This window comes from Bradyrhizobium sp. 1, from assembly GCF_023073315.1.
GTDB lineage: Bacteria > Pseudomonadota > Alphaproteobacteria > Rhizobiales > Xanthobacteraceae > Bradyrhizobium.
In genome coordinates this window covers 159,917-185,041 of sequence record NZ_JADPJH010000038.1, presented here as the reverse complement: position 1 = coordinate 185,041, position 25,125 = coordinate 159,917, and the positions used below count along the sequence as shown (strand labels likewise).

General features: G+C 64.0%; 21 protein-coding genes and 1 tRNA gene. 11 read left to right on the top strand and 11 right to left on the bottom strand.

Translation table 11 applies throughout. The features are described 5' to 3' along the window. Positions 1-53 precede the first annotated feature (53 nt). A complete protein-coding gene (locus IVB29_RS36755; RefSeq protein WP_247508313.1) occupies positions 54-851 on the top strand; it encodes an adenylate/guanylate cyclase domain-containing protein in 798 nt (265 codons plus the stop codon). Here the strand turns inward: IVB29_RS36755 and IVB29_RS36750 are convergent. The 3 genes from IVB29_RS36750 to IVB29_RS36745 form a co-directional block, all read right to left on the bottom strand. After that, positions 848-3,895 carry a tetratricopeptide repeat protein gene (locus IVB29_RS36750; protein WP_247508312.1) on the bottom strand — a complete coding sequence of 1,016 codons (3,048 nt, stop codon included), beginning with the start codon at positions 3,893-3,895 and terminating at the stop codon, positions 848-850. The genes IVB29_RS36755 and IVB29_RS36750 overlap by 4 nt on opposite strands. Before the next feature lie 1,126 nt (positions 3,896-5,021). Further along, positions 5,022-5,150 (bottom strand): hypothetical protein, encoded by a 129-nt coding sequence (locus IVB29_RS38470; protein ID WP_256466938.1) that lies wholly within the window; start codon positions 5,148-5,150, stop codon positions 5,022-5,024. Between the two features lie 162 nt (positions 5,151-5,312). Then, positions 5,313-5,597, bottom strand: a complete 285-nt coding sequence (locus tag IVB29_RS36745; protein ID WP_247508311.1) for a hypothetical protein — start codon at positions 5,595-5,597, stop codon at positions 5,313-5,315. Positions 5,598-5,892: 295 nt separating this feature from the next. Here IVB29_RS36745 and IVB29_RS36740 point away from each other — a divergent pair, with 295 nt between their 5' ends. Beyond that, the gene (locus IVB29_RS36740; RefSeq protein WP_247508381.1) at positions 5,893-6,156 is read left to right on the top strand and encodes a DUF3551 domain-containing protein; all 264 of its coding nucleotides are present in this window, start codon (positions 5,893-5,895) and stop codon (positions 6,154-6,156) included. A gap of 217 nt (positions 6,157-6,373) precedes the next feature. Beyond that, entirely contained in the window at positions 6,374-6,646 is a 273-nt protein-coding gene (locus IVB29_RS36735) for a hypothetical protein (protein ID WP_247508310.1), read from the top strand. Between the two features lie 137 nt (positions 6,647-6,783). On the opposite strand, the gene IVB29_RS36730 is transcribed toward IVB29_RS36735, so the two are convergent. Continuing rightward, positions 6,784-7,626, bottom strand: coding sequence for an enoyl-CoA hydratase-related protein (locus IVB29_RS36730; protein WP_247508309.1), 843 nt, complete (start codon positions 7,624-7,626; stop codon positions 6,784-6,786). A gap of 425 nt (positions 7,627-8,051) precedes the next feature. On the opposite strand from IVB29_RS36730, the gene IVB29_RS36725 reads away from it, so the two are divergent. Together IVB29_RS36725 and IVB29_RS36720 are read left to right on the top strand one after the other, a co-directional pair. Continuing rightward, complete coding sequence (locus IVB29_RS36725) at positions 8,052-8,372, top strand: type II toxin-antitoxin system RelE/ParE family toxin (protein WP_247508308.1); 321 nt, start codon at positions 8,052-8,054, stop codon at positions 8,370-8,372. Continuing rightward, positions 8,326-8,700: a helix-turn-helix domain-containing protein gene (locus tag IVB29_RS36720; RefSeq protein WP_346731331.1), complete on the top strand. Its 375-nt coding sequence runs from the start codon at positions 8,326-8,328 to the stop codon at positions 8,698-8,700. The genes IVB29_RS36725 and IVB29_RS36720 overlap by 47 nt, the downstream gene beginning before the upstream one ends. A 107-nt stretch (positions 8,701-8,807) precedes the next feature. Here IVB29_RS36720 and IVB29_RS36715 read toward each other — a convergent pair whose 3' ends face one another. Further along, positions 8,808-10,457 carry an amidohydrolase gene (locus IVB29_RS36715; RefSeq protein WP_247508307.1) on the bottom strand — a complete coding sequence of 550 codons (1,650 nt, stop codon included), beginning with the start codon at positions 10,455-10,457 and terminating at the stop codon, positions 8,808-8,810. 503 nt (positions 10,458-10,960) lie between these two features. Between IVB29_RS36715 and IVB29_RS36710 the strand changes: the two genes are divergently transcribed. Next, on the top strand, positions 10,961-12,028 hold the full coding sequence (locus tag IVB29_RS36710; protein ID WP_247508306.1) for a hypothetical protein: 1,068 nt from the start codon (positions 10,961-10,963) through the stop codon (positions 12,026-12,028). 205 nt (positions 12,029-12,233) lie between these two features. Here the strand turns inward: IVB29_RS36710 and IVB29_RS36705 are convergent, their stop codons facing one another. The 4 genes from IVB29_RS36705 to IVB29_RS36690 all read right to left on the bottom strand — a co-directional run bounded on the left by IVB29_RS36705 (position 12,234) and on the right by IVB29_RS36690 (position 16,309). Then, the gene (locus tag IVB29_RS36705) at positions 12,234-12,473 is read right to left on the bottom strand and encodes a hypothetical protein (protein ID WP_247508305.1); all 240 of its coding nucleotides are present in this window, start codon (positions 12,471-12,473) and stop codon (positions 12,234-12,236) included. After that, on the bottom strand, positions 12,470-14,341 hold the full coding sequence (locus tag IVB29_RS36700) for a S8 family serine peptidase (RefSeq protein WP_247508304.1): 1,872 nt from the start codon (positions 14,339-14,341) through the stop codon (positions 12,470-12,472). The genes IVB29_RS36705 and IVB29_RS36700 overlap by 4 nt, the downstream gene beginning before the upstream one ends. Before the next feature lie 570 nt (positions 14,342-14,911). Next, positions 14,912-14,987: transfer RNA gene (locus tag IVB29_RS36695), tRNA-Ile, on the bottom strand. Positions 14,988-15,334: 347 nt separating this feature from the next. Then, on the bottom strand, positions 15,335-16,309 hold the full coding sequence (locus tag IVB29_RS36690) for a tripartite tricarboxylate transporter substrate binding protein (protein WP_247508303.1): 975 nt from the start codon (positions 16,307-16,309) through the stop codon (positions 15,335-15,337). Between the two features lie 107 nt (positions 16,310-16,416). Between IVB29_RS36690 and IVB29_RS36685 the strand changes: the two genes are divergently transcribed. Then, positions 16,417-17,382, top strand: a complete 966-nt coding sequence (locus tag IVB29_RS36685) for a TAXI family TRAP transporter solute-binding subunit (RefSeq protein ID WP_247508302.1) — start codon at positions 16,417-16,419, stop codon at positions 17,380-17,382. 42 nt (positions 17,383-17,424) lie between these two features. On the opposite strand, the gene IVB29_RS36680 is transcribed toward IVB29_RS36685, so the two are convergent. Both IVB29_RS36680 and IVB29_RS36675 read right to left on the bottom strand, forming a co-directional pair. Beyond that, entirely contained in the window at positions 17,425-18,639 is a 1,215-nt protein-coding gene (locus IVB29_RS36680) for an ABC transporter substrate-binding protein (RefSeq protein WP_247508301.1), read from the bottom strand. A 104-nt stretch (positions 18,640-18,743) separates the two neighbouring features. Beyond that, positions 18,744-19,637, bottom strand: coding sequence for a helix-turn-helix transcriptional regulator (locus IVB29_RS36675; protein WP_247508300.1), 894 nt, complete (start codon positions 19,635-19,637; stop codon positions 18,744-18,746). Positions 19,638-19,972: 335 nt separating this feature from the next. On the opposite strand from IVB29_RS36675, the gene IVB29_RS36670 reads away from it, so the two are divergent. The 4 genes from IVB29_RS36670 to IVB29_RS36655 are packed head-to-tail and all read left to right on the top strand — an operon-like array spanning position 19,973 to position 25,120. Further along, on the top strand, positions 19,973-20,812 hold the full coding sequence (locus IVB29_RS36670; RefSeq protein ID WP_247508299.1) for a substrate-binding domain-containing protein: 840 nt from the start codon (positions 19,973-19,975) through the stop codon (positions 20,810-20,812). 54 nt (positions 20,813-20,866) lie between these two features. Further along, complete coding sequence (locus IVB29_RS36665) at positions 20,867-21,976, top strand: molybdopterin-binding protein (protein ID WP_247508298.1); 1,110 nt, start codon at positions 20,867-20,869, stop codon at positions 21,974-21,976. Positions 21,977-21,986: 10 nt separating this feature from the next. Further along, complete coding sequence (locus IVB29_RS36660; RefSeq protein WP_247508297.1) at positions 21,987-23,936, top strand: molybdopterin biosynthesis protein; 1,950 nt, start codon at positions 21,987-21,989, stop codon at positions 23,934-23,936. A 53-nt stretch (positions 23,937-23,989) separates the two neighbouring features. Further along, the gene (locus tag IVB29_RS36655) at positions 23,990-25,120 is read left to right on the top strand and encodes an FAD-dependent monooxygenase (protein WP_247508296.1); all 1,131 of its coding nucleotides are present in this window, start codon (positions 23,990-23,992) and stop codon (positions 25,118-25,120) included. The last annotated feature ends 5 nt before the right edge of the window (positions 25,121-25,125 follow it).

Genomic DNA, 25,125 nt, shown 5'->3' with positions numbered 1-25,125 from the left:
ACTACGCTCCGTCTCAGGTCCGCCAAAATGGTCCAGCGATTGGCCGCACATTCATGCCCAAATTCCTTCGCATCGGCCTGCATCAGTCGAACGTATCAGGATACACGTCCAAGGCATGGTGCGTGCGGCGGGTCGGCTCGGCGGTATTCCTGAAGTGGGGCGCCGTGGAGGTGCAGGGCGCGGGAAAGGGACGCAAGGTTTACTGGACGCGTCTGCCGCAGGAGAAAACGATCCGTTGCGGCACGGCGCAGCGCGCCCAGGACTACACGAAATCCGCGATCACCCGGCGCCGCAGCCATGACTATGAACCGCTCACCGGAGCGATTGCGACCCAACGCAAATCCGCCAGCGGCAGTGCCGACCTCAAGCAAGCAGTCGCCACGATCCTGATCGTCGACATCGTCGGCTCCACGGCAAAGGCCGCGAAGCTCGGCGATGCGCGCTGGACGAAGGTCGTGAGCCTCTATTACGCGGCGGTGCGCAAAGAGCTGAAGTCTTCGCGCGGCAAGGAAGTCGTGACGACGGGCGACGGCGTGCTGGCGACCTTCAAGGCGCCGGCGGCCGGCATCAATTGCGCGACCGCGATCCAGAAGGCGGTGCGCACGCTCGGGCTCGATATCAGGGTTGGCCTGCACGCGGGCGAGTACACGATGAGCGGCGGCGAGATGGTCGGTCTTGCCTTCCATATCGGTACCCGCATCGCCGCCAAAGCGCGTGCCGGCGAAGTTCTGGTGTCGAGCGCGGTGAAGGATCTGCTTGCGGCGCAATCCCAGATCCGCCTCAGGGATCACGGCAGCCACCAGCTCAAGGGCGTGCCGGCGCGGTGGCGGCTGTATCGGGTCGAGGGTTAGGAGAATGCTGGAGGGATCGGCGGGCTGCGCGCGAGAGTGTTGCGGGGTGTCGCCTCGGCGGGCAGACGCAAGGCCGGCTCCTGCCTTGGCCGCCACGCGGACGCCAGGCCCTCGAGTTCAAGGCGAACGTGGTCCACGACGCTGGCCCAGTCGCCTGGCTTCGGCTGCCTGAACAGCCGCATCGACCGATACCATGGGGTGTCGTCGCGGTTGAGCAGCCAGCGCCAGTCCGGGTTGAAGGGCACCATCGTCCAGACCGGAGTGCCGAGCCCGCCGGCGAGGTGAACGACGCTGGTGTCGACCGAGATCACCAGATCGAGACAGGACATCAGCGCCGCCGTGTCGCTGAAATCCGTGAGATGGTCCGAGAGGTCGACGATATCAGGACGTTCGCCGAGCAAGGCCCGGTCCCGATCCCGGACGTCCTTTTGCAAGCTTATGAACTGCACATCGCAATCCAGGAGGGGAGCAAGCATGTGCAGTGCGATCGATCGATCCTGATCATTCCTGTGAGCTGCATTGCCTGACCAGACAAGACCGACGCGGAAGCGATTGCGGGCGCCAAGCCGGTCTTCAAGCCGATCTTGCCACGCCTTCACGCGCGCCACCGGTGGCGCAGGGAGATACGCTTCCGCGAACGGGATGGTATCGAGCCGTGTCCTGAACGCTAATGGCAGAGCTCCGAGAGGACAGTGCAGGTCGAACGCCAGCGACGTCGCAGACGGTCGACTGACACAATTTGCGAGGCCGGACACCCCGGCCAGCAGCGGCTGGATCGGAGGCTGGACCTCCAGGATGACTCGCGCTCCGAGTGCGGCCACCATGGGGGCATAGCGCGCAAACTGAATCGCGTCGCCTAATCCCTCGTCAGCATGAAGCAATATGGTCTTGCCTTCGATCGGTTGGTCACCAAGCCAAAGGGATTGGGAAAAGCCGCGATCGAGCAACCCGACAGGAAGCTTCCAACGCGCTTCGCGCCCAAGCCAGCCTTGCTCGAAGTCTCCGGTCAGCAACTGAAGTGTCGCCAGATTGAAGGTCGCCAGCGCATTGCCCGGGTCGACCGTCAGCGATCTGCGAAAGGCCGCTGAAGCTTCATCCAGCAATTGCAGATTCAGCAAGACCAATGCCTTGTTGGACAGCGTCCCGGAAAGATCGGGTCGAAGTTCAAGCGTCCGGTCGAAACACGCAAGTGCCTGTTCCATTCGGCCGAGCTTCGCATGAAGCACGCCGAGCTTGTTGTGCGCGTCGGCCAGGCCGGGGTCCAGCGCAATGGACTTCTCGTAGTCGGCCTCCGCCTCGTCGAACCGGTTCGCCGCCTGGAGGCATTCGCCGCGCATTTGATACAGGGTTGCGGAATTTGGGTCCAGTTTCTCGGCCACGTCCAGGCATTCGAGGGCCTCCGCATAGCGGCCGAGATTGAACAGCAGTCTTCCGCAGCTGTTCGCTGCCTCCAGATATTGAGGATGGAGTCGCAGCGCCTGCTGGAAATGCAGCACAGCCTCGTCCGTGCGCTTGCGTTGCCAGAGCATATTGCCGAGGTCATTCGAGAGGACCGCGTCCTGTGGTTTGGTGGCCGGGGCCTTGCTCTGGTGTTGCAATGTTCCCGGCCGCCATGCCGAAACCAGCCCGCCGAGTTCGAGGCGGACACGATCGACGACGCTCGCCCAGTCGCCTCGCTCTGGTTGCCTGAACAACCTCATGGACGAATACCACGGGCTGTCGTTGCGGTTGAGCAGCCAGCGCCAATCCGGGTTGAACGGCAACATCGTCCAGACCGGGGCGCCGAGTGCGCCAGCGAGGTGAACCACGCTGGTGTCGACCGAGATCACCAGATCGAGGCAGGACATCAGCGCCGCCGTCTCGCTGAAATCCGTGAGATATTCCGAGAGGTCGACGATATCGGGGTGTTCACCGAGAAACCCCCGGTCCTGGTCACGGACGCCTTTCTGCAAGGAGACGAACTGGACGTCGCAATCGAGCAACGGCGCAAGCGTGCGCAGGGGCAGCGATCGATTGTGATCGTTGTTGTGATCCGGATTGCCCGACCAGGCGAGACCGACGCGGAAGCGGTTGCGCGGACCAAGCCGGTCGTCAAGCCGGTCTTGCCAAGCCGTCACGCGCGCCGCCGGAGGCGTGGGAAGATACGCGTCCGCGAACGGGATGGTATCGAGCCGCGTCCCGCACGCCAGCGGCAGGCTTCCAAGCGGACAGTGCAGGTCGAACGCCAGCGACGGCGTCGACGATCGGCCGGTGCAAGCCGCAACGCCGGCGATGCCACCCAACAGCTGCTGGATCGGCGCCGGCACCTCCAGGATGACCCGCGCTCCGAGTGCGGCCAGCATGGGTGCGTAGCGCGCAAACTGAATCGAGTCGCCCAATCCCTCGTCGGCGTGAAGCAGGATGGTCTTGCCCGCGATCGGCTGGTCGCCGAGCCAGAGCGCTTGCGAAAAACCGCGATCGACGAGACCGAGAGACGCTTTCCAGCGGGCCTCGCGTCCCGGCAAGCCCCGCTCGAAATCCCCGGTCAGCATCTGAAGCACCGCGAGATTCCAGATCGTGTGCGCGTTGCCGGGGTCCAGCGCCAGCGATCTGTGCAAGGCTGCGAAAGCCTCATCCAGCAATTGCAGGCTCCACAGCGCCCGCGCCTTTTCGGTGAGCGCTGCAGGAAAATTCGGACGCAACGCGAGCGCGCGATCGAAGCTCGCAAAGGCCTGCTCCATCCGGCCCAATCGCGAATGAAGCGTGCCGAGGTTCTTGTGCGTCTCCGCTTCGCCCGGGTTGAGCGCAATGGACCTCTCGAAATCGGCCTGCGCCTCCGCGAACCGGCCGAGCCGCTGCAGGCAAAGGCCGCGCGTTTGATACAGGGGCGCGATACCGGGATTGTGCTTCTCGAACAGGTTGAAGCAGTCGAGGGCCTCGGCATAGCGGCTGAGATCGAACAGCGATTTGCCTTGTTTCAAGGCCTCGAAATGTTGCGGAAAATGTTGAGGTGCGGCCGTTTTGGATTGCTGCTTGGCCGCGGCCCGGCGCTCTTGGCGATTCATGATCTGACCAGAAGGAAACAAAATATCTTGCTGACCGCCAGTTCCGGTTCAGCCGTGCTTGTGGGATCGCACCGAGCGCGACGGGTGCGTCCCATGGAGGCAGTTTCTGCCGTGAAGCTGGCGTGAAGCTGGCGGGGGCCGTCGTGGAACCCCTCATTCTGCTCCAGCTAAACTTGAATTCACGTTCGGTGCGGACAATCGAATCCGCTGCAAAACTTCGTCCCGTGTTCGTGAAGCGTCCTTCGCGCCTCAGGCCAATCGAAAACGTCTTTGTGAGTTGGGAATAGACGCGGGGCAACGCACGTCCAGGGAAGGTGGATCGGATCTCTTGCCTCGCGAGGGATCACTCAACCGAAAGGAACAGTCACGATGACACCATTGAGAAACCCCATCGGGTCCGTCCTGTCCAAGGCGCTCTTGACCGGACTGGTCGTCACCGCAATTTTCAGCACGCCGCTCCAGGCGCATGAGTACCGCACCGGTGAGCGACACGCCGAACGGAGCATGCGGGCGAGCATCCCGCGCATCGAGGGTGATCGGTGGTTCGCTGCGCCCGCCGCCAAAACACCTGCACCAGCGCCCGCGGACCAGCCGGGGGGAGTTTGCGACCAGGGGGATGACCCGATGGTATGCTGAGCAGCGGACCTCCCTGTACGTCCTTGCGGTGACGGCGCGCAATTCATTCACGAACCTTCAAACCCGCGAAAGCGCACCCCGATGTCAGGTCAGGGGCGCTGGCGATTGCTCGCGTTAGACGGCGTGCCAGTCGTCTGTATCGGTTCACCGGCCGCGCGGTCCAGCGGCGGATGTGGCCTGGCAAGTCCGACCGTTCCGGGAGGTGCGTCGCTGCTGGCCGTACGCGTGTTGACACGCTCCAATGTGGCTGTCGATGCAACGACAATGGCGACAGCCAAGGCGACGGCGGACAGGACTAAAGCTACCCGGTCATTTGGGTCCATCGTCAGGCCTCCGCGAGACGGCTCTATGGTGCGAAGACAACGCCGAACTGACAATTTAGTTCTTACGAGCCTCGGGGACGATGCCCTCATGATGCGCGCCGCGGCAAAACGGGGACATTGCGTGCGCTGTCAACGCGGTTCCGACATCCGGGGTCATCAACCCGGCATCACCGCAATCCCGTGCCTTTGCAGCGCTGGCACTTCACCACCTTGTCGCCCTTCTTGAGCAAGCCCTTGCCTTCGCAATTTTTGCATTTCTGCTTCTTCTTGATATTCGGGCCTTTTTCGCTGGTCATGAAATTCTCCTGCACCGTCGCCGTCGTCCGGTGAAGGAGACTAACACATCCCGCGGCAATCCTACCCGGATGAAGACGTCACCCAGTCAGACCGGGTGCCGCCTCGTTCCAAAAAGGCCTGCAATACAGCACGGTCTCGAAGGCAACGGCGTTAGGATCGTCCTAGTTGAGGATGCCAGCCGGTTTGCTCGCGAGCTTATCACTCAAGAACTCGGCAATCTCCTGTTGATCAATCGCGGCATGCGCGTCCTGACCGCAAATGGCGACGACCTGACCGATAGCAGTGATCCGTCGCGTCCGATGATGCGTCAGATAGCGGGCGCCTTTCACCAGTACGAGAAGGCGCGGCTTGTGGCCAAATTGAAGGCAGCGCGAGAGCGGAAGCGAGCCAGCGGAATGAAGGTGGAGGGACGGCGGAGCAACGTCGAGATCGATGCGGCCGAGCATAAGGGAGATGGTTACACTTGCTCGAAGGCTCCGGCGGAGGTCACCGAAGGGCGGCCAGCAAGGCGCGCCGGGCGCGGCATGGAAGAGTTCCAAAGGCTGCTGCGGTCCAGTGCGCCCGATTTCATGGCTGTTCGAACGCACGAGACCGGAGGCATTGGGTGCAGTCCGGCACTGTCACCGTCATCTCCCCGCACATGACAGCGATTTAATGACCTGGGGCGACCCCCATTCGCCGTCTGAAACGTTGTTGCAGCAGCGGGGCGCTCAGAGCGAGCGCGATCATTGGAGTCCCTTCATGCATCGTCATCTTGCCATTGCGGCTCTTGCGGCCGTTTCCACCCTGACATTCGCGGCGGCCTCCACGGCCGCGTCTGCAACCGAGGTGCAGGACAGGTATTGCCTGCAAGGCCGCCAATCGGGCTACCCCGGCAATTGCGAGTTCTCCACTTTTGAGCAATGCCGCGCCTCCGCGAGCGGCACCAACGAAGGCTGCGGCATCAACCCGATGCGGGCGTACGCGCCCCAGCAGCAGCGTCACGCGTGGCGCAGCCGGTATTGAGCGGCAAGCGATGGAGGGCACCGGCGACGGCGCCCTTTTTCGATCCGGCGGCTTGACCCGACCAGCCGCAATGCGCCACGACCCACTCCGGCCGTGTCCCCGTCATCTTCGAAAAATCGAGAAGGGCGCGATGCGCCCCAATTGCCGGCGCGAGACGCGGCCATCACGGTGACCCTGTCTTCCAAGTATCTTCGCCGTCGGAGAGGCAAGCGCGATCATGTCCGGTTTCCTGCAGTGGTTCTTTCGAAACCGACAAACCGGTGAAATCACCATCGCCCAGGCTCCCAACCTGGTGCTGTGGGTCGTCATTGTGGCCGGTGTCCTGCGCTGGCTCTGGCATCCGCCGGGCACCGCCGCTGTGGCCCTGGACGTCGCGTTCAAAGGCGGCCTCATCGTCTGGTCTCTCGACGAGATTGTCCGCGGGGTGAACCCGTGGCGGCGCTGTCTCGGGGGAGCTGTTTTGGTTTATGTGCTTGCGACGCTGTTGTGACGGATCGACGAGAGCGCGTTCCGCGGGCATGGGGACCGGGCGAAATCGGCGAGCTGATCGGGGGCTGATCGATTGTCCGTCACCAGGATGCCGGGGTGCTCAATTGATGAAATCCCCGCCCGTCCGCGAGCTTGCCGTTAACGTCCCTCGTAAATGGGAGGACGTTTTTCTGTCTCGGCATCGCGGCCTTCCCGGAAATCCCGAGTCGCGTACAGCGCACGGTATTGGTCGTCGAGCTTGCCCAGCGCCGTTTCGGAGTCGTCGATCCCCATATGGGAGGAGGCCAGCGACGTCTTGATGCCGAGAGGGCCGCATGCGGCGATCTTGTTGGCGATCTCGACGGCCTTCGCGAGCGTCGCATCCCGGTCCGGGGCCACGTCCTGAACCATTCCCATTCGCAGGGCTTCCTTCGCTCCCCAATGATCGCCGGTGAGAATGAACCGCATGGCATTTCCCCATCCGGCTTCTCTGGGGAAGCGAACCGTTGCGCCGCCTCCGGGAAAACGGCCGCGCGTGTTCTCGTCCTGGCCGAACTCCGTGTCTTCCGACGCCACGCGTATGTCGGCGACAAGGAAAAGCTCGTGCGCCATATTCCAGGTGTCGCCATGCACTGCGACGATCAGGGGCTTCGTGAGCGCCGGCTTGGTGCGCCCGAGAGGGTCGATGAAGCCGGGTCCATCCATCATCTGTTTTCCGGACTGAGCGAAGGCCTTGAAGGCTTCGACATCGACACCTCTGGAGAAGCGCTCGCCATGGCCGAACAGGACCGCCGCACGGAGCGAGGGATCCCGGTCGTAGTCGTAATAGGCTCGCGCCAGGCTCTCCGTCGCCTCCGGGTCCAGCCGGTTGTCGATGGTGGGCCGGTTGATGCCAATCAACACGATCTGGCCTTTGCGCTCGATGGTGATCTTGGCCCGCTGATCATACGGAACGTCTGCCATGCGCGTGGACGGCGCGGTCTCATCGGCCTGTGATGTCATCGACTTATCTCCCGGCTTTTGAGGCCTGCAACGCCATCGTTTCCCGGATACGGAGGTGGGCCAGTGCGAGGGACCCACAAGAGGGCGTCGATCACGATGCAGCAGATCGGATCAGGAATGACGCGGGAGATCGTGCGAATTTCAAATGGTGCCGCCGCTTGTCATCCAAGTTATGCGGCGGCTACGGGACAGGGCTGATTTCCCCGACACCTCGGACTCTCGGGCAGCTGAACTCGGGTTACAGGGGGGAGGGTCATTCGGTGGAAGCACCGCCGCTCGGTGAAAAGCGGACGCTCGCGCGTCGCGTTGCGTCGATCTGCTCCGAGGGGACGAGTTGGATTGCCATTGCGTGACTGTACATTATATGGTACACGATCGTCATATGGCGCAGCATGCCAGATAATCGTCCCCGCAAGATACAAGTCGTGTTTTACCGCACGCAGGGCGGGACCGAGATTGTGCGGGATTGGCTGCGGAGCCTGGACGAAACCGACCGTCAAGCCGTTGGCCTCGACCTCATGCGCGTTCAATACCGCTGGCCGGTAGGCATGCCGCTCTGCCGCCCACTGGGCGACGGCTTGTGGGAGGTGCGCACGTCGCTGCCGAGCAACCGGATCACGCGCGTCCTGTTCAGCGTGCAGCGGAGCCGCATTCTGGTCCTTCACGGCTTCATCAAGAAGACCCAGAAGACGCCGCCCGATGATCTGGCGCTGGCGCACCGCAGAAACCGCGAATTCGAGAAATGAGGAGACCGGCATGGTCAAAAAAGCAGTGGCGAAAAAGAAGAAAGCAGTCCGCTCCCTGGCCCGGCTCACCACGCTCGATGACTTCCTCGTCGAGGACGGCAATCGAGAGGAGTTCGAAGCCATCGCAGTCAAAGAGGTCCTTGCGTGGCAGATCGAGCAGGCGATGAAGGAAAACAACATATCCCGCAACAATCTGGCCCAGCGCATGAAGACGTCGCGCAGCCAGATCGGGCGCCTGCTCGATCCAAAGGACGGCAACGTCACGCTGGCCACGCTTCAGCGCGCGGCCCGCATGGTCGGGCGGTCACTGCGGCTGGAGCTGGTTTGAAACGTGGCTCGGCCGCCCAAGCTCTGCATGGTGTGGGCCGAGCAAATATCACTGCAACGGGCAACAGGCCGGGATTTCGTGAGAGCAGCGCGGCGTCCCTCCAGCTCCTATTTCGCGCCCGCGAAAACATCCGCCGCATACACAGCCTTGCCGCCCACCACCGTCAGCAGAGACGCCGTGGCGCCGATCTGCTCGACGGGGACGGACATGAAATCCCGGTCGAGAATCGCGAAGTCGGCGAGCTTGCCGGTCTCTAACGTGCCGCGCCGCGTCTCGTCGAAGCAGAACCAGGCGCTTCCCACGGTGTAGAGGCGCAAGGCGTCTTCGCGGCTAGGTGTTTCGCCCGGGCCGCGCGTCGAGAGCCCGCCGACGGTCTTGCCGTCGAGCATCCATTGCAGCGCCACGAACGGATTGTAGGATGCGACCCGATGCGCATCCGTGCCGGCCCCGACATGGACGCCTGCGCGCAACGCCGTGACGATGGGCGGCATCTGGCGCGCGGCTTCGCCGGCCTGCGCCACGATACGGTCGCCTCCGAGATACATCGCGTCCTGCATGGTCCAGCCGACACCAAGGGCTTTCATGCGCGCCAGCGTTTGGGGCGAGGTGTTGTCGAGATGGGCGATGGACCAGCGCAACGGCGCGAGCGGCGTCTCCTTGTTGACCTCGTCATAGAGGTCGAGGAGGTGATGGACGGATTTGTCTTCCTGCCAGTGGATGGTGACCGTCAGCCCTTGTTTGGCCGCCCAGCGAATGATCTCGAGGAACTTGTCTTTTGCCGCCGCGTCGGGCGCGTTGTTGTTGTACATGGCGCCGGTGATCCGCTCACCGATCCCGTTGAATCGCAGCATATCGTCGCCGAATCCCATCGGCAGGAACGGCGTGAGGGTCTTGTACTCCTCGAATTCCGCGCCGACATTCTGCGCGAACAGGCTGTAGGCGACCCGCACCGAAAGTGATTTCTCGCGCCAGAGCTTTTGCAAGGCGGCGTAGTGGCCGGGATAGATGCTGAAGCCGCCGGGATCCACGATCCCGGTAATGCCGAGGCGATTGAGCTCCGTGAAGAACTGCCTTGTGCCTGCGACATTCTCTTCGAAATTCGGCCTCGGCAGGCGATCGAACAGCGCGGAGATGCTGACAATGGAGCCGTTGAACCAGCCCGTGATGTCGCCCGATGCGGCGCGCTCAGACGTGATACCGGCCGGCACCTGATCCGCGGATATCCCGAGCGCTTGCTGCGCCTTCGGCGTCATCAGCACCGCCGAATAGAACAGCTGGATGTAAGCCGGATTGTCGGGAACGGCCGACATCACCTCGGCGAGCGTCGGCCGCCGCTTCTCCGCAAATTGCAATTCGCTCCAGCCGCCGGCCACGATGATCCAGGCTTCCGGCCGCGCTTTGGCCGCTTGGCGCAAGCGTCCCATGGCCTCAGGAATCGTCTTTGCGCCGATCCAGTTGACTTCGGTTGCGTAGGTGAGGCCGGCGCGCACGGCGTGAATATGGGAATCGATCAAGCCGGGAATGATGGTGCGTCCGCCGGCGTCGACGCGGCGTGTCGCCGGCCCGATCAGACTTTCGATGGCATCGTTGCCGTCGACGGCAACGATTCTGCCGTCGCGGACCGCGAGTGCCTGCGCGATCGTCGATGCGGGATCCAGCGTCACGATTTTTGCGTTCGTGACAATGAGGTCGGCCTTTTGTGCGTGAGCCAAACTGGCCCAGCACGAGATCACCAAAATCGCGAGATGCTTGCGCATGTTCAGTCCCGAAATGAGAGAGGCAGGAGCGAGAGAGGCGGGAGCGAGAGAGGCAGGAACAGCGTCACGCATCCGCTGCCGGATACGCGCGCGGACATCGCGCATCGCCATAGGGCGTATCGTGATCTTGATCATCTCTCGAACGAGATTGGCCAGTCCACCGGAAAATCCGGTCATGTACAGCCCGCCTTCGCCCTGCGGGCTTCGGCGCGGCAGCCTTCGCTCGCTTCGCGGCAATTCGTCCGTCTTCGCTTCCGCCGCGCTCCAGCTACACCGGGCACCACGCTCCGCCCTTCGTTCTCCACGCGGCTGCGCCGAGCGTCTTTGCCCAGCCGTCCCAGCTAAACCTTTAGATGGATCGACGTCAGGTCCCGAGCCGAAATCGTCTCTGGGGTGAACGCTAGATGATATTGAATCTCGAGATATGTTGCTAACGGGAGACAGTCAAAACGCTCACGCGTATGTTATCGATTGTTACAATTTAAGGCTGTGGGGAGTGCGCAATGTACATGCGATGTGCAGCGGCCCTGGTGACCGCATCTTTGATCGGTGGTTGTGCCATTCATCCCGTCCCTGAAGACGTCACGGGGCTTGATACCGCCGACATCGTCAAGCAGATCCGCTGCGAAACGCGTGATGCGGCGCGGAGGGTCATTCGTGAACGGCTCGAACGGCTTGCCGGGCCGGGAAGAAATCTGACGGCGCAAAGCCTGTTGGCGCAATTCCAGGAAAACCCGGAGGCGATGGACGGTTTCGACCCCAACGCCGCGTTTCCCGGACTGGAAAACAAGCAGATACGGAATTTATTCACGGCCATCTATTCCACCGCGATCGCCTATTCCTTCGATCTGACCATGTATGAAGCCGATAAGCTCAGCGCGGGCGCAACCCTTCTGGGGCCTTGGGCGAATCCATTCACGCTGGGATTGGGTGGCAACGCTGATAGATCGCGCCAAAACCAGCGAGCCTTCACCATCACCGACGAGTTCTCGTTCCTGCTGACGAGACTGAATACGGACAAGTTCGGTCAACGCTATTGTGACGGGCGTATCACCGGTCCGAACTACGTGTATCCGGTCGCCGGCCAGATCGGCATCTACAACACACTCTACACGTTCCTTCAGCTGAGCATATTCGAAAACATGTCGCCCGGCAAAAACGCAGCCGACGCGTCTGGCAAATCTCCGCCGTTCGCCGACAAATTGACCTTCATCACCGATGTCAGTATCTCGGCGACGCCGAGCGTAACATTCGCACCATTCAAGAGCGGATTCCGACCGACCGGTGCCACGGGGACCGGGTCGCTGGGCCGCAAGGATACCCATGATGTCACGATCGGCCTTGCCATGGAGCCCGCCGGCGGCGCGGCGGTGGCGTCGCTGTCTGGATTTGTCTATTCCGGTGCGGGGCTGCCAGGCCCGCGCGTCACATTGGGCAAGACAGGCGTAGGTCAAACCTTGGTCTTGAACCGCATCACGGCCACGGCCACGAGCCGCGCCGCCCAGCTTGCTTTGTTTGCGATCGATCAACTCAAAAGTCGTGAGATACAGTTGATACCGGCGCCGCAGTAGCGAGGCTGCGCCAAGTCAAAGGCAGCAGCCGGCGGCTCGTGGCGATATCAGCGCGAGATCATGATGCATCCACGGACAATCACAGTATGATCTCATCGCACGGCTCAGGAATGATCTCCATCTCTGCAGGCAGGACCGCTCTCCACCGTCCGGATTGCGCTGGCAATGAGGCCAGGGCTATCCGTCCGCCGGCATGGTCATCAGGCTACAGCCGGTGAGGATCGCCTCCGGGGAAGGGGTCAATGATGCAGTCCAAATTCTGGTCACATATCGCAAGTTCACCGTGACTTCCGAAGCAACGCTGACCGACGAAATGGCACTGTTTGCTGCGCTGCAATGTCACGCGTTGCGTTCCGGCAGCCACCGCCCGATAAGTCCCGCGCCGCTTTCCCATGCGCCGGAACAGGTTGATCATGTCGTTGTCGATGGCGGGCATCGTGCTCATGTTCTCTCTCCTCTTTCCAGATAGGGCTGCAGTTCACTGACGATCATCGGAAACTCGTGGGTGACGTCGACGCGCACGAAGTGCTCTTCGATCGCCCCGCTGGCGTTGCTGTAGGTGAAGATCACTCTCACGATGCGGCCGAAGCCCGCGCCGAGCCGCGACGGCATCACGCGCGCGCCGGAAAGGTTATAACCGGATTTGACTGGAAGCCCCAGCCTGCACCGCGCGGCCAGGAAGTTGCACGCCCGCTCCCCATCAGTCAGGCCATGATTGTCTGCGAGTTGCGGCAGGCCGATCAGCGAGGCAGGGGCCAGCAGCGCCGGAGTTGTCTGGAACAGCTGGTCAATGGCCACCACGGTGCCGTCGGCGGTGCGCGGCCCCAGCGCGCCGACCACGACGTCCAGATCCTCGACGGGCCCGAGGGGGCTCCTGGTCGCCTCGATATCCCGCGCGATCTCGCTTGCCGTCTCCCTTGCCTTCCTCCCGGCCCGTTGCCTGCCGCGGGCGGGAGGAGGTGGTGTTGGAGCCGGTGGCGCTTCATGGAGCGGTCGGTTCAGCGCATCGATCAAGTCGTCGTAGAAGCCGGCGTCGTTCGGCTGCAGCACGAACACCGGCAATTCTTCGATGGTGAGGCGCCAGCGCAATTGCCGGGCCAGATAGCGGGTCAGCTTGCGGTCCGCCGACAGCACGGCATGCTGCCATAGCCGATCCTCGGTCGGCGCGATGTTCGGAGCCCGACGGGCCGGGAACGGTATGCGGAGAGCTTTGGACAGAGCCAGCATCTCGCGTTCGATCGCGAGATTGGGATAGACGGCATCGACGGTGCCGATCGCGTAGACGAAACCGCTGAGTGCAGATTCGTCGTCGGCCTGGCCGCCACCGCAGCTGCAGCCCGCGGGCGTCACCGCCGGCGCGGCGGGTGGCGCGATCATGCCACTTGCCTCCACTGGAAATGGTCGTCCATTGCCGTACTCCATTGATGTCGCTCCCTGCAGGCTGACATGACTTGATTTCGGGGCGGTTGGTGCTGTTTCGGCGCCGCGCGCGGCGGGGATGGTTGCGGGCGTCGCGCGATCGAGTGCTGCCGCGACGATCGCTCGGTTCAGGATCGGCGGCACCGCCCCGTCGCGCGGGCCGAGCCGGGCGAGCGCCGATCGCAGCGTGGCGGCATCGAGATTCCGGCGCGCCGACCACAGCTGCGCCAGCATGCCGGTGGCAACCGCCGTCGCGACGCTCGTTCCCGACATCGTGGTCAGGCCGCCGCCGGGTGCGTAGCCCGGCATCTGCCCGAGCGCGGCGACGCCGCGGCGTGCGAGCGCCGGGCCGAAATTGGAGTCCGGCAGCAGGCGCTGCAATGCGTCGACGGCAACGACCGGGATCACGGCCGGATGCGTCAGTAGTTGTCCGCTCGTAGGACGACCCTGGTTGCCGGCCGCCGCCACCAGTATGCAGCCGCGCGTGTGGGCGAAATCCAGCGCGGCGGCGAGCCGGCGATTGATCGCGGCACCTTCGTCCATGATGGCCAAGCTGAGATTGATCAGCCGCGCGCCGGCATCGGCGGCCTGAGCGATCGCTGCCGCGAGGCCGGTGACTCCGGCGAAGGCTGCGTTCGTATCCGCGAACAGCGGCAGATGCAGCAGCCGGCCGCTCGGGCAGAGGCCCGGGACCGGTGCATCCGGCCGCGCGCCGAGCACCCCCATGATGAAAGTGCCGTGATCGCACGCCCCCTTCGGACTCGTATCGCAGCTGCCGCCGGCGAGGCGCAGCGGCGCGCGCGCCAGCACGTTCGACAACGCCGCTTGGTCATACGGGCCGTCGATGACGGCGACCGCGAAGGCAGGGCTTGCATCGTCGATACCAAAAGCCATGGCAATTCCTACACAACGGCAATTCCTACGCATCCTCGAATTGAGAGCGCCCGGAGCACAGCGCGCCATCAGGCAGGTCACGCAGGCTACGCGGACCGCGATCGCAGCGCCGGATCATGGTGCAGCGACGAAGCTTCGCGTCTCGATCCCGACGTTATTCCTGGAGCGATGCGAAAGCACTGGACGCGCATCGGAGGACAATTATCAGCAGGCCAGGCTCAACAAGACAGGTATCGATAGGACAATATCGTCAAGACAGGTATCGCCGGGCCGGAGTCGCGGCCTTGACCGCCGGTTCGACGACGAATTTGCTGTGATCACGAGGCTCGCGGCTGCAATCAGACGCTCTCAGATTTGCATGACTTTATCATTTCCCGCAAGGGTAGTTTTTGAGCCATATTGCCACCGATTGATAGGCGATGCTGCTGCCGGTGCTACGAAGTCCGACGCCACAGCGACGACGGCGCTCCGTCCGTCTTCGCTTTCGCTGCGCTCCAGCTTCGCCGGACACCACGCTTCGCCCCTCGCTCTCCGCATGGCTGCGCCACGCGTAGCCCGAAGGGCGAAGCGTGGTGGGCCCGGCAGGACTCGAACCTGCAACCAGACCGTTATGAGCGGCCGGCTCTAACCATTGAGCTACAGGCCCCGCCGCGGGACGGCCCGCGGGAACGCGCGGCCGGCAACGGTGCGCGGTTCGTTTACAGGGATGGAGGCGGGGGTGCAATGCTGGCTCGGGCGTAGGGGAACGCCGATGCACCACTGCTTGTAATTTTCGATTAACCGAAATTTGCGATGATGCACTCATACGCCTGTTTTGCCCGACGGGTCAAGCCGTTTCTCGGTGATCCCATTTTTCGTCTTCGTAACCCATTGGAATTGCTCGCCTCTTCTACTGTGCATGGGGTTGTTTTGGCATTTTTGATGAGAGGGGGTCTGCCGACCTCCCTCCAATGCCTTGCTGCTGGCGAGCCTCAAGCTCGAAGCTCGGCCCGCCTAGTCCACCGAGACCCCCGCGAACTCCACCACCTTCTTCCACTTCTCCGTCTCGTCCACGACCAGCTTGCCGAACTCGGCTGATGTCATCGGCTTGGGGATGCCGCCGGTCTCCGCGAGCCTTGCCACCACCTTCGGATCCTTCAGCGCGTCGCCGACGGCCTTGTTGAGGATCTCGACCACTTCGGGCGGCGTGCCCTTCGGCGCGGAGATGCCGTAGAAGCCGACCGACTCGAAGCCCGGCACCGTCTCGGCGATGGCGGGCACGTCGGGCACGCTCGGCCAGCGCTGCGGCGAGGTCACGCCGAGCGCGCGGACCGTGCCGCCTTTCGACTGCTCGAGCGCGGACGGCAGATTGTCGAAGATCAGCTGCACCTTGTTGGAGATGATGTCGGGGAAGGCGATGGCCGAGCCGCGATAGGGCACGTGCACCATGTCGCATTTGGTCATCACCTTGAACAGCTCGGCCGACATGTGCACCGAGGTGCCGTTGCCGGACGAGGCGAACGAGATCTTGCCGGGATTGGCCTTGCAATAGTCGATGAACTCCTGAACCGTCTTCACCGGCATCGCGTTGGAGACGACCAGCATGTTGGTGAGCTGCATGATGCTCGCCACCGGCACGGTGTCGCGCAAAAAGTCGAACGGCAGCTTCTTGTAGAGCGAGGTCGAGATCGCGTTGTTGGGCGCGACGAACAGCAGCGTGTAGCCGTCGGGGGCTGCGTTGATCGCAGCACCCGCCGCGATGTTGCCGCCTGAGCCGGCGCGGTTCTCGACGATGAATTGCTGGCCGAGGCTCTCCGAGAGCGCCTGCGCCATGATCCGCGCCACGATGTCGACCGGCCCGCCGGCGGCGAAGCCGATCATCCAGTGCACCGGGCGGTCGGGGTATGCGGCGGAGGCGGGAGGGGAGGCGCTGAAAAGACCTGAAAGCAAAACCAGCCCAAAAACACTGTTACGCAAAATTCGCAACATGACGTCTCCCATTGTTCTATTGTCGTTGGGACGCATGCTTTCACAAAAACGGGCCGCTGCCTACATCGCCGCAAGTCGGTGTTGACGCAGGCCCGCCGGGACCAATCATGAGATTCGCAGTCACCATTTTTCTCGGCGCGGCTCTGCTTGCAGGCCCCGCTGCCGCTCAAACCGGAGGCAACGCCATTCCGACCACGACACTCAGCCTTGGCACCGCGACGCCCGGCGGCGGCTTTCCGCTCTATGGCAACGCCTTCGCGGAAGTGATGAACGCGGCCGATCCGCACGCCACCATCGTTCCGCGCAACACCAAGGGTAGCAACGAGAACATTCCGCTGCTGGAGAAGGGCGAGCTCGATCTCGCTTTGGTCGCGGGCGAGCCGGCCTATGAAGCCTTTGCCGGCATCGGCCGCGCGCCGGTGCGGCTGAAGATTCTCACCGCGATCTATTCCAACCCCGGCATGTTCGTGGTGCGCGCGGACAGTCCCTACAAGACCATTCGCGATCTGGTCGGACAGCCCGTCGCGTTCGGCGCCAAAGGCTCGGGCCTGCCGATCCTGGCGCGCTATGTGCTCGATGGCCTCGGCCTGAAGCAGGACGAGGATTTCAAAGCGATCTATCTCGACCGCGCCGGCGATGGCCCCGCGATGGTCGAGGACGGTCGTGCCGCAGCACTCTGGGGCGCCGGCATCGGCTGGCCCGGCTTTGCCGCGGTCGCATCCAGCGCTCCAGGCGCGCGCTTCATCGCGCCCAGCGTGGAAGAGATCACGCGCATTCGCGCCAAGCATGCGTTCCTGAAGCCGCTCACGGTGCCGGCCGGTTCCTACCCGAAGCAGGCTGAGCCGATCGCCTCGCTAGGGTCCTGGAGTTTTGTGCTGACACGCGAGGACCTGCCCGACGATGTCGCCTATCGCCTCGCCAGGACGCTGCACGGCGCCGAGGCGATTTTCTGCAAGCAGCTCGCGCAAGCCTGCGAGACCACGGCAGCGAACACCGTCGCGGCAGCGCCGAAGCCCGAGCTGATCCATCCGGGCGTGATGAAGTATTTTCGCGAGATCGGGGTGGTGAGGTAGCGAAGGGCGAGTGGCCCACTCCCTACTCACCATTCGCCAATCTCACTTCTTCACCATCGCGCACGCCGGGTCCGGCGGCCCAAAGGCCTTCTCTCCGGAGATCGTCGTGAGGATCTTGTAATAGTCCCACGGATATTTGCTCTCCTCCGGCGTCTTCACCTGCACCAGCCAGAGGTCGTGCACCATCAGATTGTCATCGCGTAAGCGGCCGTTGCGGGCGAAGAAATCCTCGACCGGCTTTTCGCGCATCTTGGCGGCCACCTTGAGCGGATCGTCGGTGCCGGATTCCTTGATGGCGTTGAGATAGTGGATCACGCTGGAGTAGACACCGGCCTGCCACATCGACGGCATCTTGTTCATTTTTGCGAAATAGCGCTTCGACCATTCGCGGGTCTTGTCGTCCATGTCCCAATAGAACGACGTCGTCAGCAACAGGCCCTGGGCTGCCTGCAGGCCGAGGCCGTGGATGTCGGTGATCAGGGCCAGCAGCGCCGCCATCTGCTGGCCGCCCTTGAACACGCCGAACTCCGAGCCCGTCTTGATCTCGTTCATGTTGTTCGGCGGACCGGCGGCAATGCCGATGATCTTGGCCTTGGAGGCCTGCGCCTGCAGCACGAAGGAGGAGAGGTCAGGCGTTGCCAGCGGCGGCTTCACTGAGCCCAGCACCTTGCCGCCATTGGCGGTGATGACGCTGGAGGCGTCGCGTTCGAGGGAGTGGCCGAAGGCGTAATCGTCGGTGATGAAGAACCAGCTGTCGCCGCCGCGCTTGACGACCGCGTCCGCAGTGCCGACCGCGAGCGCGCGGGTGTCGAACACCCATTGCATCGCGTAAGGCGAACAGAACTTGCCGTGGAAATCCGCGGTGCCCGTGGAATGGGTGATGAACAGCCGCTTCTTCTCGTTGGCCATGTTCTGCACCGCGAGCCCGACCGCGGAGACCGGCACGTCGACGATCAGATCGACCTGATCCACATCGTACCAGCGCCGCGCGATCGCACCGCCGACGTCTGCCTTCAACTGATGGTCGCCGATCACGATGCTGATCGGCTTGCCGAGCACGGTGCCGCCGAAATCATCGATCGCCATCTGCGCCGCCGTCACCGAACCCTGGCCGGTCGGCGCGGAGGCCGGCCCGTTCATGTCGGTGAGCACGCCGATCTTGACGATGTCGTCGGACACCTGTGCTGACGCTGCGCCCGGCAGCAAAGCGGCCGCCAAGGCAGCCGCGACCGGCAGTCCAAATCTCGTTGGATTCACGCTTGTCCTCCCCTGAGCCGGCGCGTTGGCCGAAAGTTGCTTGTCCCGGGTATGGCCCGGGTGAATTGGTTTCTTTTGCAACTATTTTGGGGTGGGCGTCAATCTCAGGCAGCGAAGCGGATCTGGCCGGCGGGCGAGGGATCGTAGCCGGTCAGCTCCTCCGCGCGCTGTCGCAGCCGCCGTTCGCTGAGGAACCGGATCAGGGCCTGCATGGCGGGGCGAAAGTAGCTGCGTTGGCGCATCGCGAGGTCAAAATTCTCCCAGACCAGCGGCACGAAATCGAGCCCGGCCGAGCGCGCCGCCGCGCGCGTCGCGATGCCGCAATCGGCCTGTCCCGCGCGGACCAATTCGGCGAGATCCGGTCCGGTGAGGGCGGGCGTCTCGATCCGCCGCAAATCGCGCGTCGTGGCGCCCGCACGCGTCAGCAGCACGTCGAGCAGCATCTGCGCGCCCGTGCCCTGCTGCCGCATCGCCATCCTGGCGCTGAGCGCAAGCACGTCGGCGAGGCCGCGCAGCCGCTTCGGATTGCCTTGCGGCAGCACGAGACCCTGCTCGCGGCGCACGAACGCCACCAGCAGCGCATCATGCAGGTCCGGGGCGTCACGCAGCGCCGTCGCGCTGGCGTCGGCGGCCAGATTGCCCTCGGCATCGAGGCTGTGGAAGTGCACCGCGACCGCCATCACCTCGTCGCGCTGCAATCGCTCGAGCCCGCGCGCGCTGCCTTCGCTCATCGATCCCAGCCCCGAGCCGGATTCGCGCAGGCTCCAGTCCAGGAGCTCGTCCTGGCTGCCGCCCACAACCGGGGGCGGCTCCGCGATCAGCATGCCGGCCGGACGTGCCATTCCCGACAGCACCCAGAGATCAAGCTCGTGCCGCGGGAAGAGCCATTTTCCGGTCACCTTGGTGCAGGGAATCGCGCCGGTGGTGACGAGTTCGTACAGTTTGCGTTCGCCGAGCCGAAGATAGTCGGCGGCTTCGCTGGTCGTCAGGAATTCCATCCTGCATTCCTATGCAAATTCTTGCTTCTTTTTGACGTTCGACGCAGGTGGAATTCTGCATTGCAACTTATGTCGGCCGGGACCATGCCCGATCATCTCGCTGCTTTGCAACATGTCCTCGCGCGCGATTTCTGCTTTGGTGAACGATCTTGGAGTGCTCGCGTGGTGCGAGCCTTGCCCGCACGGGGCTTACCGCCCGCGCATGATTGCAATCAGCGTGCCGCTCGGTGGATTGCCGAAATGTCCCGAATGGAGGGCGCAACGGGCAAACGCGTCACGAGTGCGGCGTAATCGACCATCATCATGATCGCGTCACAGCCAATGGGAACTTGATCATGGGCCGCCTGTCCGTTGCATGCGCACTTCTCTGCGGTCTTGGCTGCGGTCTTGCCTTGGGCGCGGTGGCGTCATCTGCGGAGGACCGAACTATTGTGCTGGCCTCGACCACATCGACGCAGGAGTCCGGCCTGCTCGATTATCTCCTGCCGGTCTTCCGTGACAAAACCGGCATCGACGTCAAGGTGATCGCGCGGCGCGCCGACGAGGTTCTCAACGGGGCGCGGACCGGCGAAGCCGATGTCGTGCTGATGCATGCGCGGCCGCAGGAGGAGAAGTTCGTTGCGGACGGCTTTGCCGTGAAGCGCTTCGACGTGATGTACAGCGACTACGTGCTGATCGGGCCGAAGAGCGATCCCGCCGGTGTGAAGGGCAAGGACATCGCCACCGCGCTGAAGGCGATCGAGTCCAAGGGCGCGCCGTTCGTGACGCGCGGCGATCGCTCCGGAACCCACGCCGCTGAGCTCGCGCTGTGGATCGTCGCCGGCATCGACATTGCCGCAGCCAAGGGCGCCTGGTATCGCGAGGCCGGGCAGGGCATGGGTGCTGCCCTCAACACTGCGCGCGCGGCGAACGCCTATGTGTTGTCCGATCGCGGCAGCTGGATTTCCTTCCGGGAGCGTGGCGACCTCGACATCCTCGTCGAAGGCGACAAGCGGCTGCTCAACCAGTACGGCGTGATGCTGATGAGCCCGGAAAAATTTCCGAATGTGAAGAAAGAGCTCGCGCAAAGCTTCGTCGATTGGCTGGTCTCGCCGGACGGGCAGGCTGCGATCGCCGGCTACAAGGTCGACGGGCAGCAGCTGTATTTCCCCAACGCGGAGAAGTCCGGAGGCTGATCTCCGCTTCCGGCGCGGTTGCCAAACCGGGCGATGCATGGTCCATCTTGGCGCATGACCCAGCGCCTGCCGCCATCGCTGACGCCGCTCGACACCGCGCTCGCCGCATTGCTGCGAGGCGTTGATCCCATCACGCCGGTCGAGTTGCCGTTGATTGAAGCGGCGGGCTGTATCGCGGCGGGCGGCCCGCTGTTTGCGGCCTGGCCACCGCACGATATTGCCGCCATAGACGGATGGGCGCTGCGCGCCAACGATCTCGTCGGAGCGTCCGCCTATTCGCCGCTGGCTCTGGCGATGGCACCTGTCTGGGTTGAGGCCGGCGATGCGATGCCGCAGGGATGCGATTGCGTGCTCGATGCTGACGCCGTCGAGATGTCTGGGCCACTTGCCCAGGTGCTGGCCGAGGGCGTTCCGGGGCAGGGGATCAGGCGCGCCGGGAGCGACATCGCCTCTGACACGACGGCCGGCGCAGAGGGGCATCCGGTCGGCCTAGTCGATCTGTTGCTCGCGGGCGTCGCAGCGGTGGACAGGTTGAGCGTGCGACGGCCGCGGCTGCGCATCGTCAATGTGCCTGATACGACGACGACGGCGCATATGATCGTCGGGATCGCGCGAGCGGCCGGACTGGATGTGAAGACGCATCAAGCCGCCGCGCGCGACGAAGCATCGATTGCCGATGCGCTCGATGCTTCCTCTTGCGACATGCTCCTGATCGTCGGTGGCAGCGGCGTTGGTCGCCATGATGCCGCCGTCACTGCGCTGGCTCGGCGCGGCGAGATGATCGCCCATGGCATTGCGCTTCAACCGGGCCGCACCGCTGCGGTCGGGCGGCTTGGAAAAGTTCCCGTTGTTGGTCTGCCCGGCTCGCCGGATCACGCGCTCGCAATCTGGCTCGCGCTGGTGCTTCCACTCGTCGATCGTTTGTCGGCACGGCGGCCGCGCCGGCAAGTGACCTTACCTCTCGCGCGAAAAATCGCGTCCAGCGTCGGCATCGCCGAAATCGCGCTGCTGGCCGAGGAACATCATGCCTGGATGCCGCTTGCAGTGGGCGAATGGCCGCTGCAGGCCATTGCCCGTGCGGATGCATGGTTGCTCATTCCCGCCAGCCATGAGGGATTTGCAGCGGGGACGCTGGCCGATGCTTATCTGATGCGGGAATGGTAATGGTTCCGCCATGACGATGATCCCGCAATCGCAAGATCGCAGCGCGCTCGAACAGGAGCAATTCCTCAATATCCTCTCGCGCGAGGACGCGATCGCGCGCTTCGAGGCGGCGCTGTTCCCGCGGGCGATCCCGAGCGAAACGCTTAAGCTTGCCGACGCGCTCGGCGCCGCGCTGGCCGAGGACGTCACGGCACCGATCGACGTTCCACCGTTCGACCGTTCCAATGTCGACGGCTTTGCCGTGCGCTCGGCGGATCTCGCTCATGCCGGCGAAGGCGCACCTGTCCGCCTTGCGCTGAACAATGAGACCATTCATTGCGGCACCGTGCCAACGTTGCAAGTGGCGGCAGGCACCGCAACGCCGATCGCCACCGGGGGCCCGCTGCCGCGCGGCGCCGACGCCGTGGTCATGGTCGAGCACACCCAGCCGGCCGGTCCTGTTACGATCGACGTCCGCCGTGCCGTCTCGCCGGGCCAGTTCGTGTCCTATGCGGGATCCGACATCGCGCGCGGCGAGGCGCTGCTGCGCGCCGGCACCATCATCGGCTCGCGCGAAATCGGCATGCTCGCGGCTTGCGGCATAGCGGGAGTGGTCGTGGCGCGAAAACCGCGGGTTGCCGTGATCTCCACCGGCGACGAGCTGGTGCAGCCCGGCGAGGTGCTCGCGCCTGCTGAGATCTACGACACCAACGGCGCGATCGTCGCGGCCGCGATCGACGAGAACGGTGGCGAGGCCGTCTTCCTCGGCGCCATTCCTGATGACGAAGCCAAGCTCGAATCCGCCATGCGTCGCGCGCTGGCGGACGCTGACATGCTGGTGCTCTCGGGCGGCACCTCGAAAGGCGCGGGCGACCTGTCCCATCGCATCATCGGCCGGCTCGGCGCGCCCGGCATCATCGCGCATGGCGTTGCGCTCAAGCCCGGCAAGCCGCTGTGCCTCGCAGTGTGCGACGGCAAGCCGGTGGTGATCTTGCCGGGCTTTCCGACCTCGGCCATGTTCACCTTCCACGACATGATCGTGCCGGTGCTGCGCAAAATGGCCGGTCTGCCGCCGCGCTCCGACGCCAAGGTCAGCGCGACGGTGCCGGTGCGCATCGCTTCCGAGCTCGGCCGGACCGAATTCGTCATGGTCTCGCTGGTCGAGGGCAAAAACGGCTTGATTGCCTATCCCACCGGCAAAGGCTCCGGCGCGATCACGTCCTTCGCGCAGGCTGACGGCTTTTTGCGCATCGACGCGCTCGCCGACCAGATGCCTGCGGGCACCGACGCCGAGGTGACGCTGTTCACGCCGCATGTGCGGGTGCCCGATCTCGTCATTGTCGGCAGTCATTGCACGGGCCTCGATCTCGTCACCGCGCAGCTCGCGCATGCCGGCTTGACCGTGCGCTCGATCGCGGTCGGCAGCCTCGGCGGACTTGCGGCGGCGAAGCGCGGCGAATGCGATCTCGCGCCGATCCATCTGTTCGACGACAAGAGCGAGACCTACAACACGCCTTATCTGGTCGAGGGGCTCGAACTCGTTCCGGGCTGGCGGCGGATGCAGGGCATCGTCTTCCGTAAAGGCGACAAGCGTTTCGAGGGTCTCGGTGCGACGGAAGCCGTTGCCGCTGCGCTCGCTGATCCCGCCTGCATCATGGTCAACCGCAACCAGGGCGCCGGCACGCGCATCCTGATCGACCGTCTGCTCGGCGGCGCGCGGCCGGAGGGCTATTGGAACCAGCCGCGCTCGCACAACGCGGTTGCGGCGGCCGTCGCGCAGCACCGCGCCGATTGGGGCATGACTATCGCGCCGGTCGCCCATGCGGCCGGCCTCGGTTTCATTGCGTTCGCGGAAGAGCATTATGACTTCGCGCTGGTGATGGCGCGCAAGCAGCGACCGGCGGTGCAGGCCTTTCTCGATGCGCTCGGCTCGGACGAGGCGCGTACGGCACTGGAGCGAGCGGGCTTCCGGCCTGCGTAGAGTGGACGACGACGCGGCATTCAAGCCGCGCGGGAATCAGGGTGGGGGACGCGATGGCAAGGCCGCTTTCGGTTGCGATCGTCGGGGCCGGCATGGGCGGGCTCGCGACCGCCGCAGCGCTTAGGCGCGTCGGCATCGACGTGATGGTCTACGAGCAGGCCTCCCAGTTCGCCCGTATCGGTGCCGGCATCCAGATCGGCTGTAACGCCATGAAGGTGCTGCGCGCACTCGGGCTGGAGGCGCGGATGCGCGGCCAGTCGTTCTATCCGCGCTCCTGGAACAACCGCGACTGGAAGAGCGGCGACATCAAGTTCGACATGATTTTTGGCGAAAGCGCGGAGGAGAAATTCGGCGCGCCCTATCTGCTCGCCCATCGGGGCGATCTGCACGCGGCGTTGGCGAGCGCGGTGCCGGACGAGGTCGTGAAGCTCAACCACAAGCTGGTCGGTCTCGACGAGACCGGTGAGGGGATCCGGCTGAGTTTTGCTGACGGCACCAGTGCTGTCGCCGATGCCGTGGTCGGCGCGGACGGCGTCCATTCGGCGGTGCGCGATATCCTGTTCGACACTGCGCCGGTGAAATTCACCGGCCGCATCGCCTATCGTACCACCTATCCGGCCGCGCTGCTCGGCGGTGAGAAGATCGATGATTGCACCAAATGGTGGGGCGAGGACCGCCACATCGTGATCTATTACGTCAAGCCCGATCGAAGCGAGGTCTATCTCGTCACCAGCCAGCCTGAGCCGGATTTTCGCATCGAGTCCTGGTCGGCGAAGGGCGACGTGCGCGATCTGCGCGCCTCGTTCGCAGGCTTTCATCCGCAGGTCGGAAAAGTGCTCGCGGCGTGCCCCGACGTGCACAAATGGGCGATCATGGATCGCGAGGCGCTCGATCGTTGGGCGGACGGCAAGGTGACGCTGCTCGGCGATGCCTGCCATCCGATGACGCCCTATATGGCGCAGGGCGCGGCCATGGCGATCGAGGATGCCGCCGTGCTGTCGCGCTGCCTTGATGGTGTCGATCGCGACGGCATCGCGGACGCGTTCTGCCGCTTCGAGGCGACGCGGAAAGAGCGAACGACACGGGTACAGGAGACTTCGCGTGCCAACATCTGGCTGAGGGAGCGGACCGACACGAGCTGGGTCTACGGCTACGACGCCTGGTCGGTGCCGCTGGCGGCTTGAGCTTG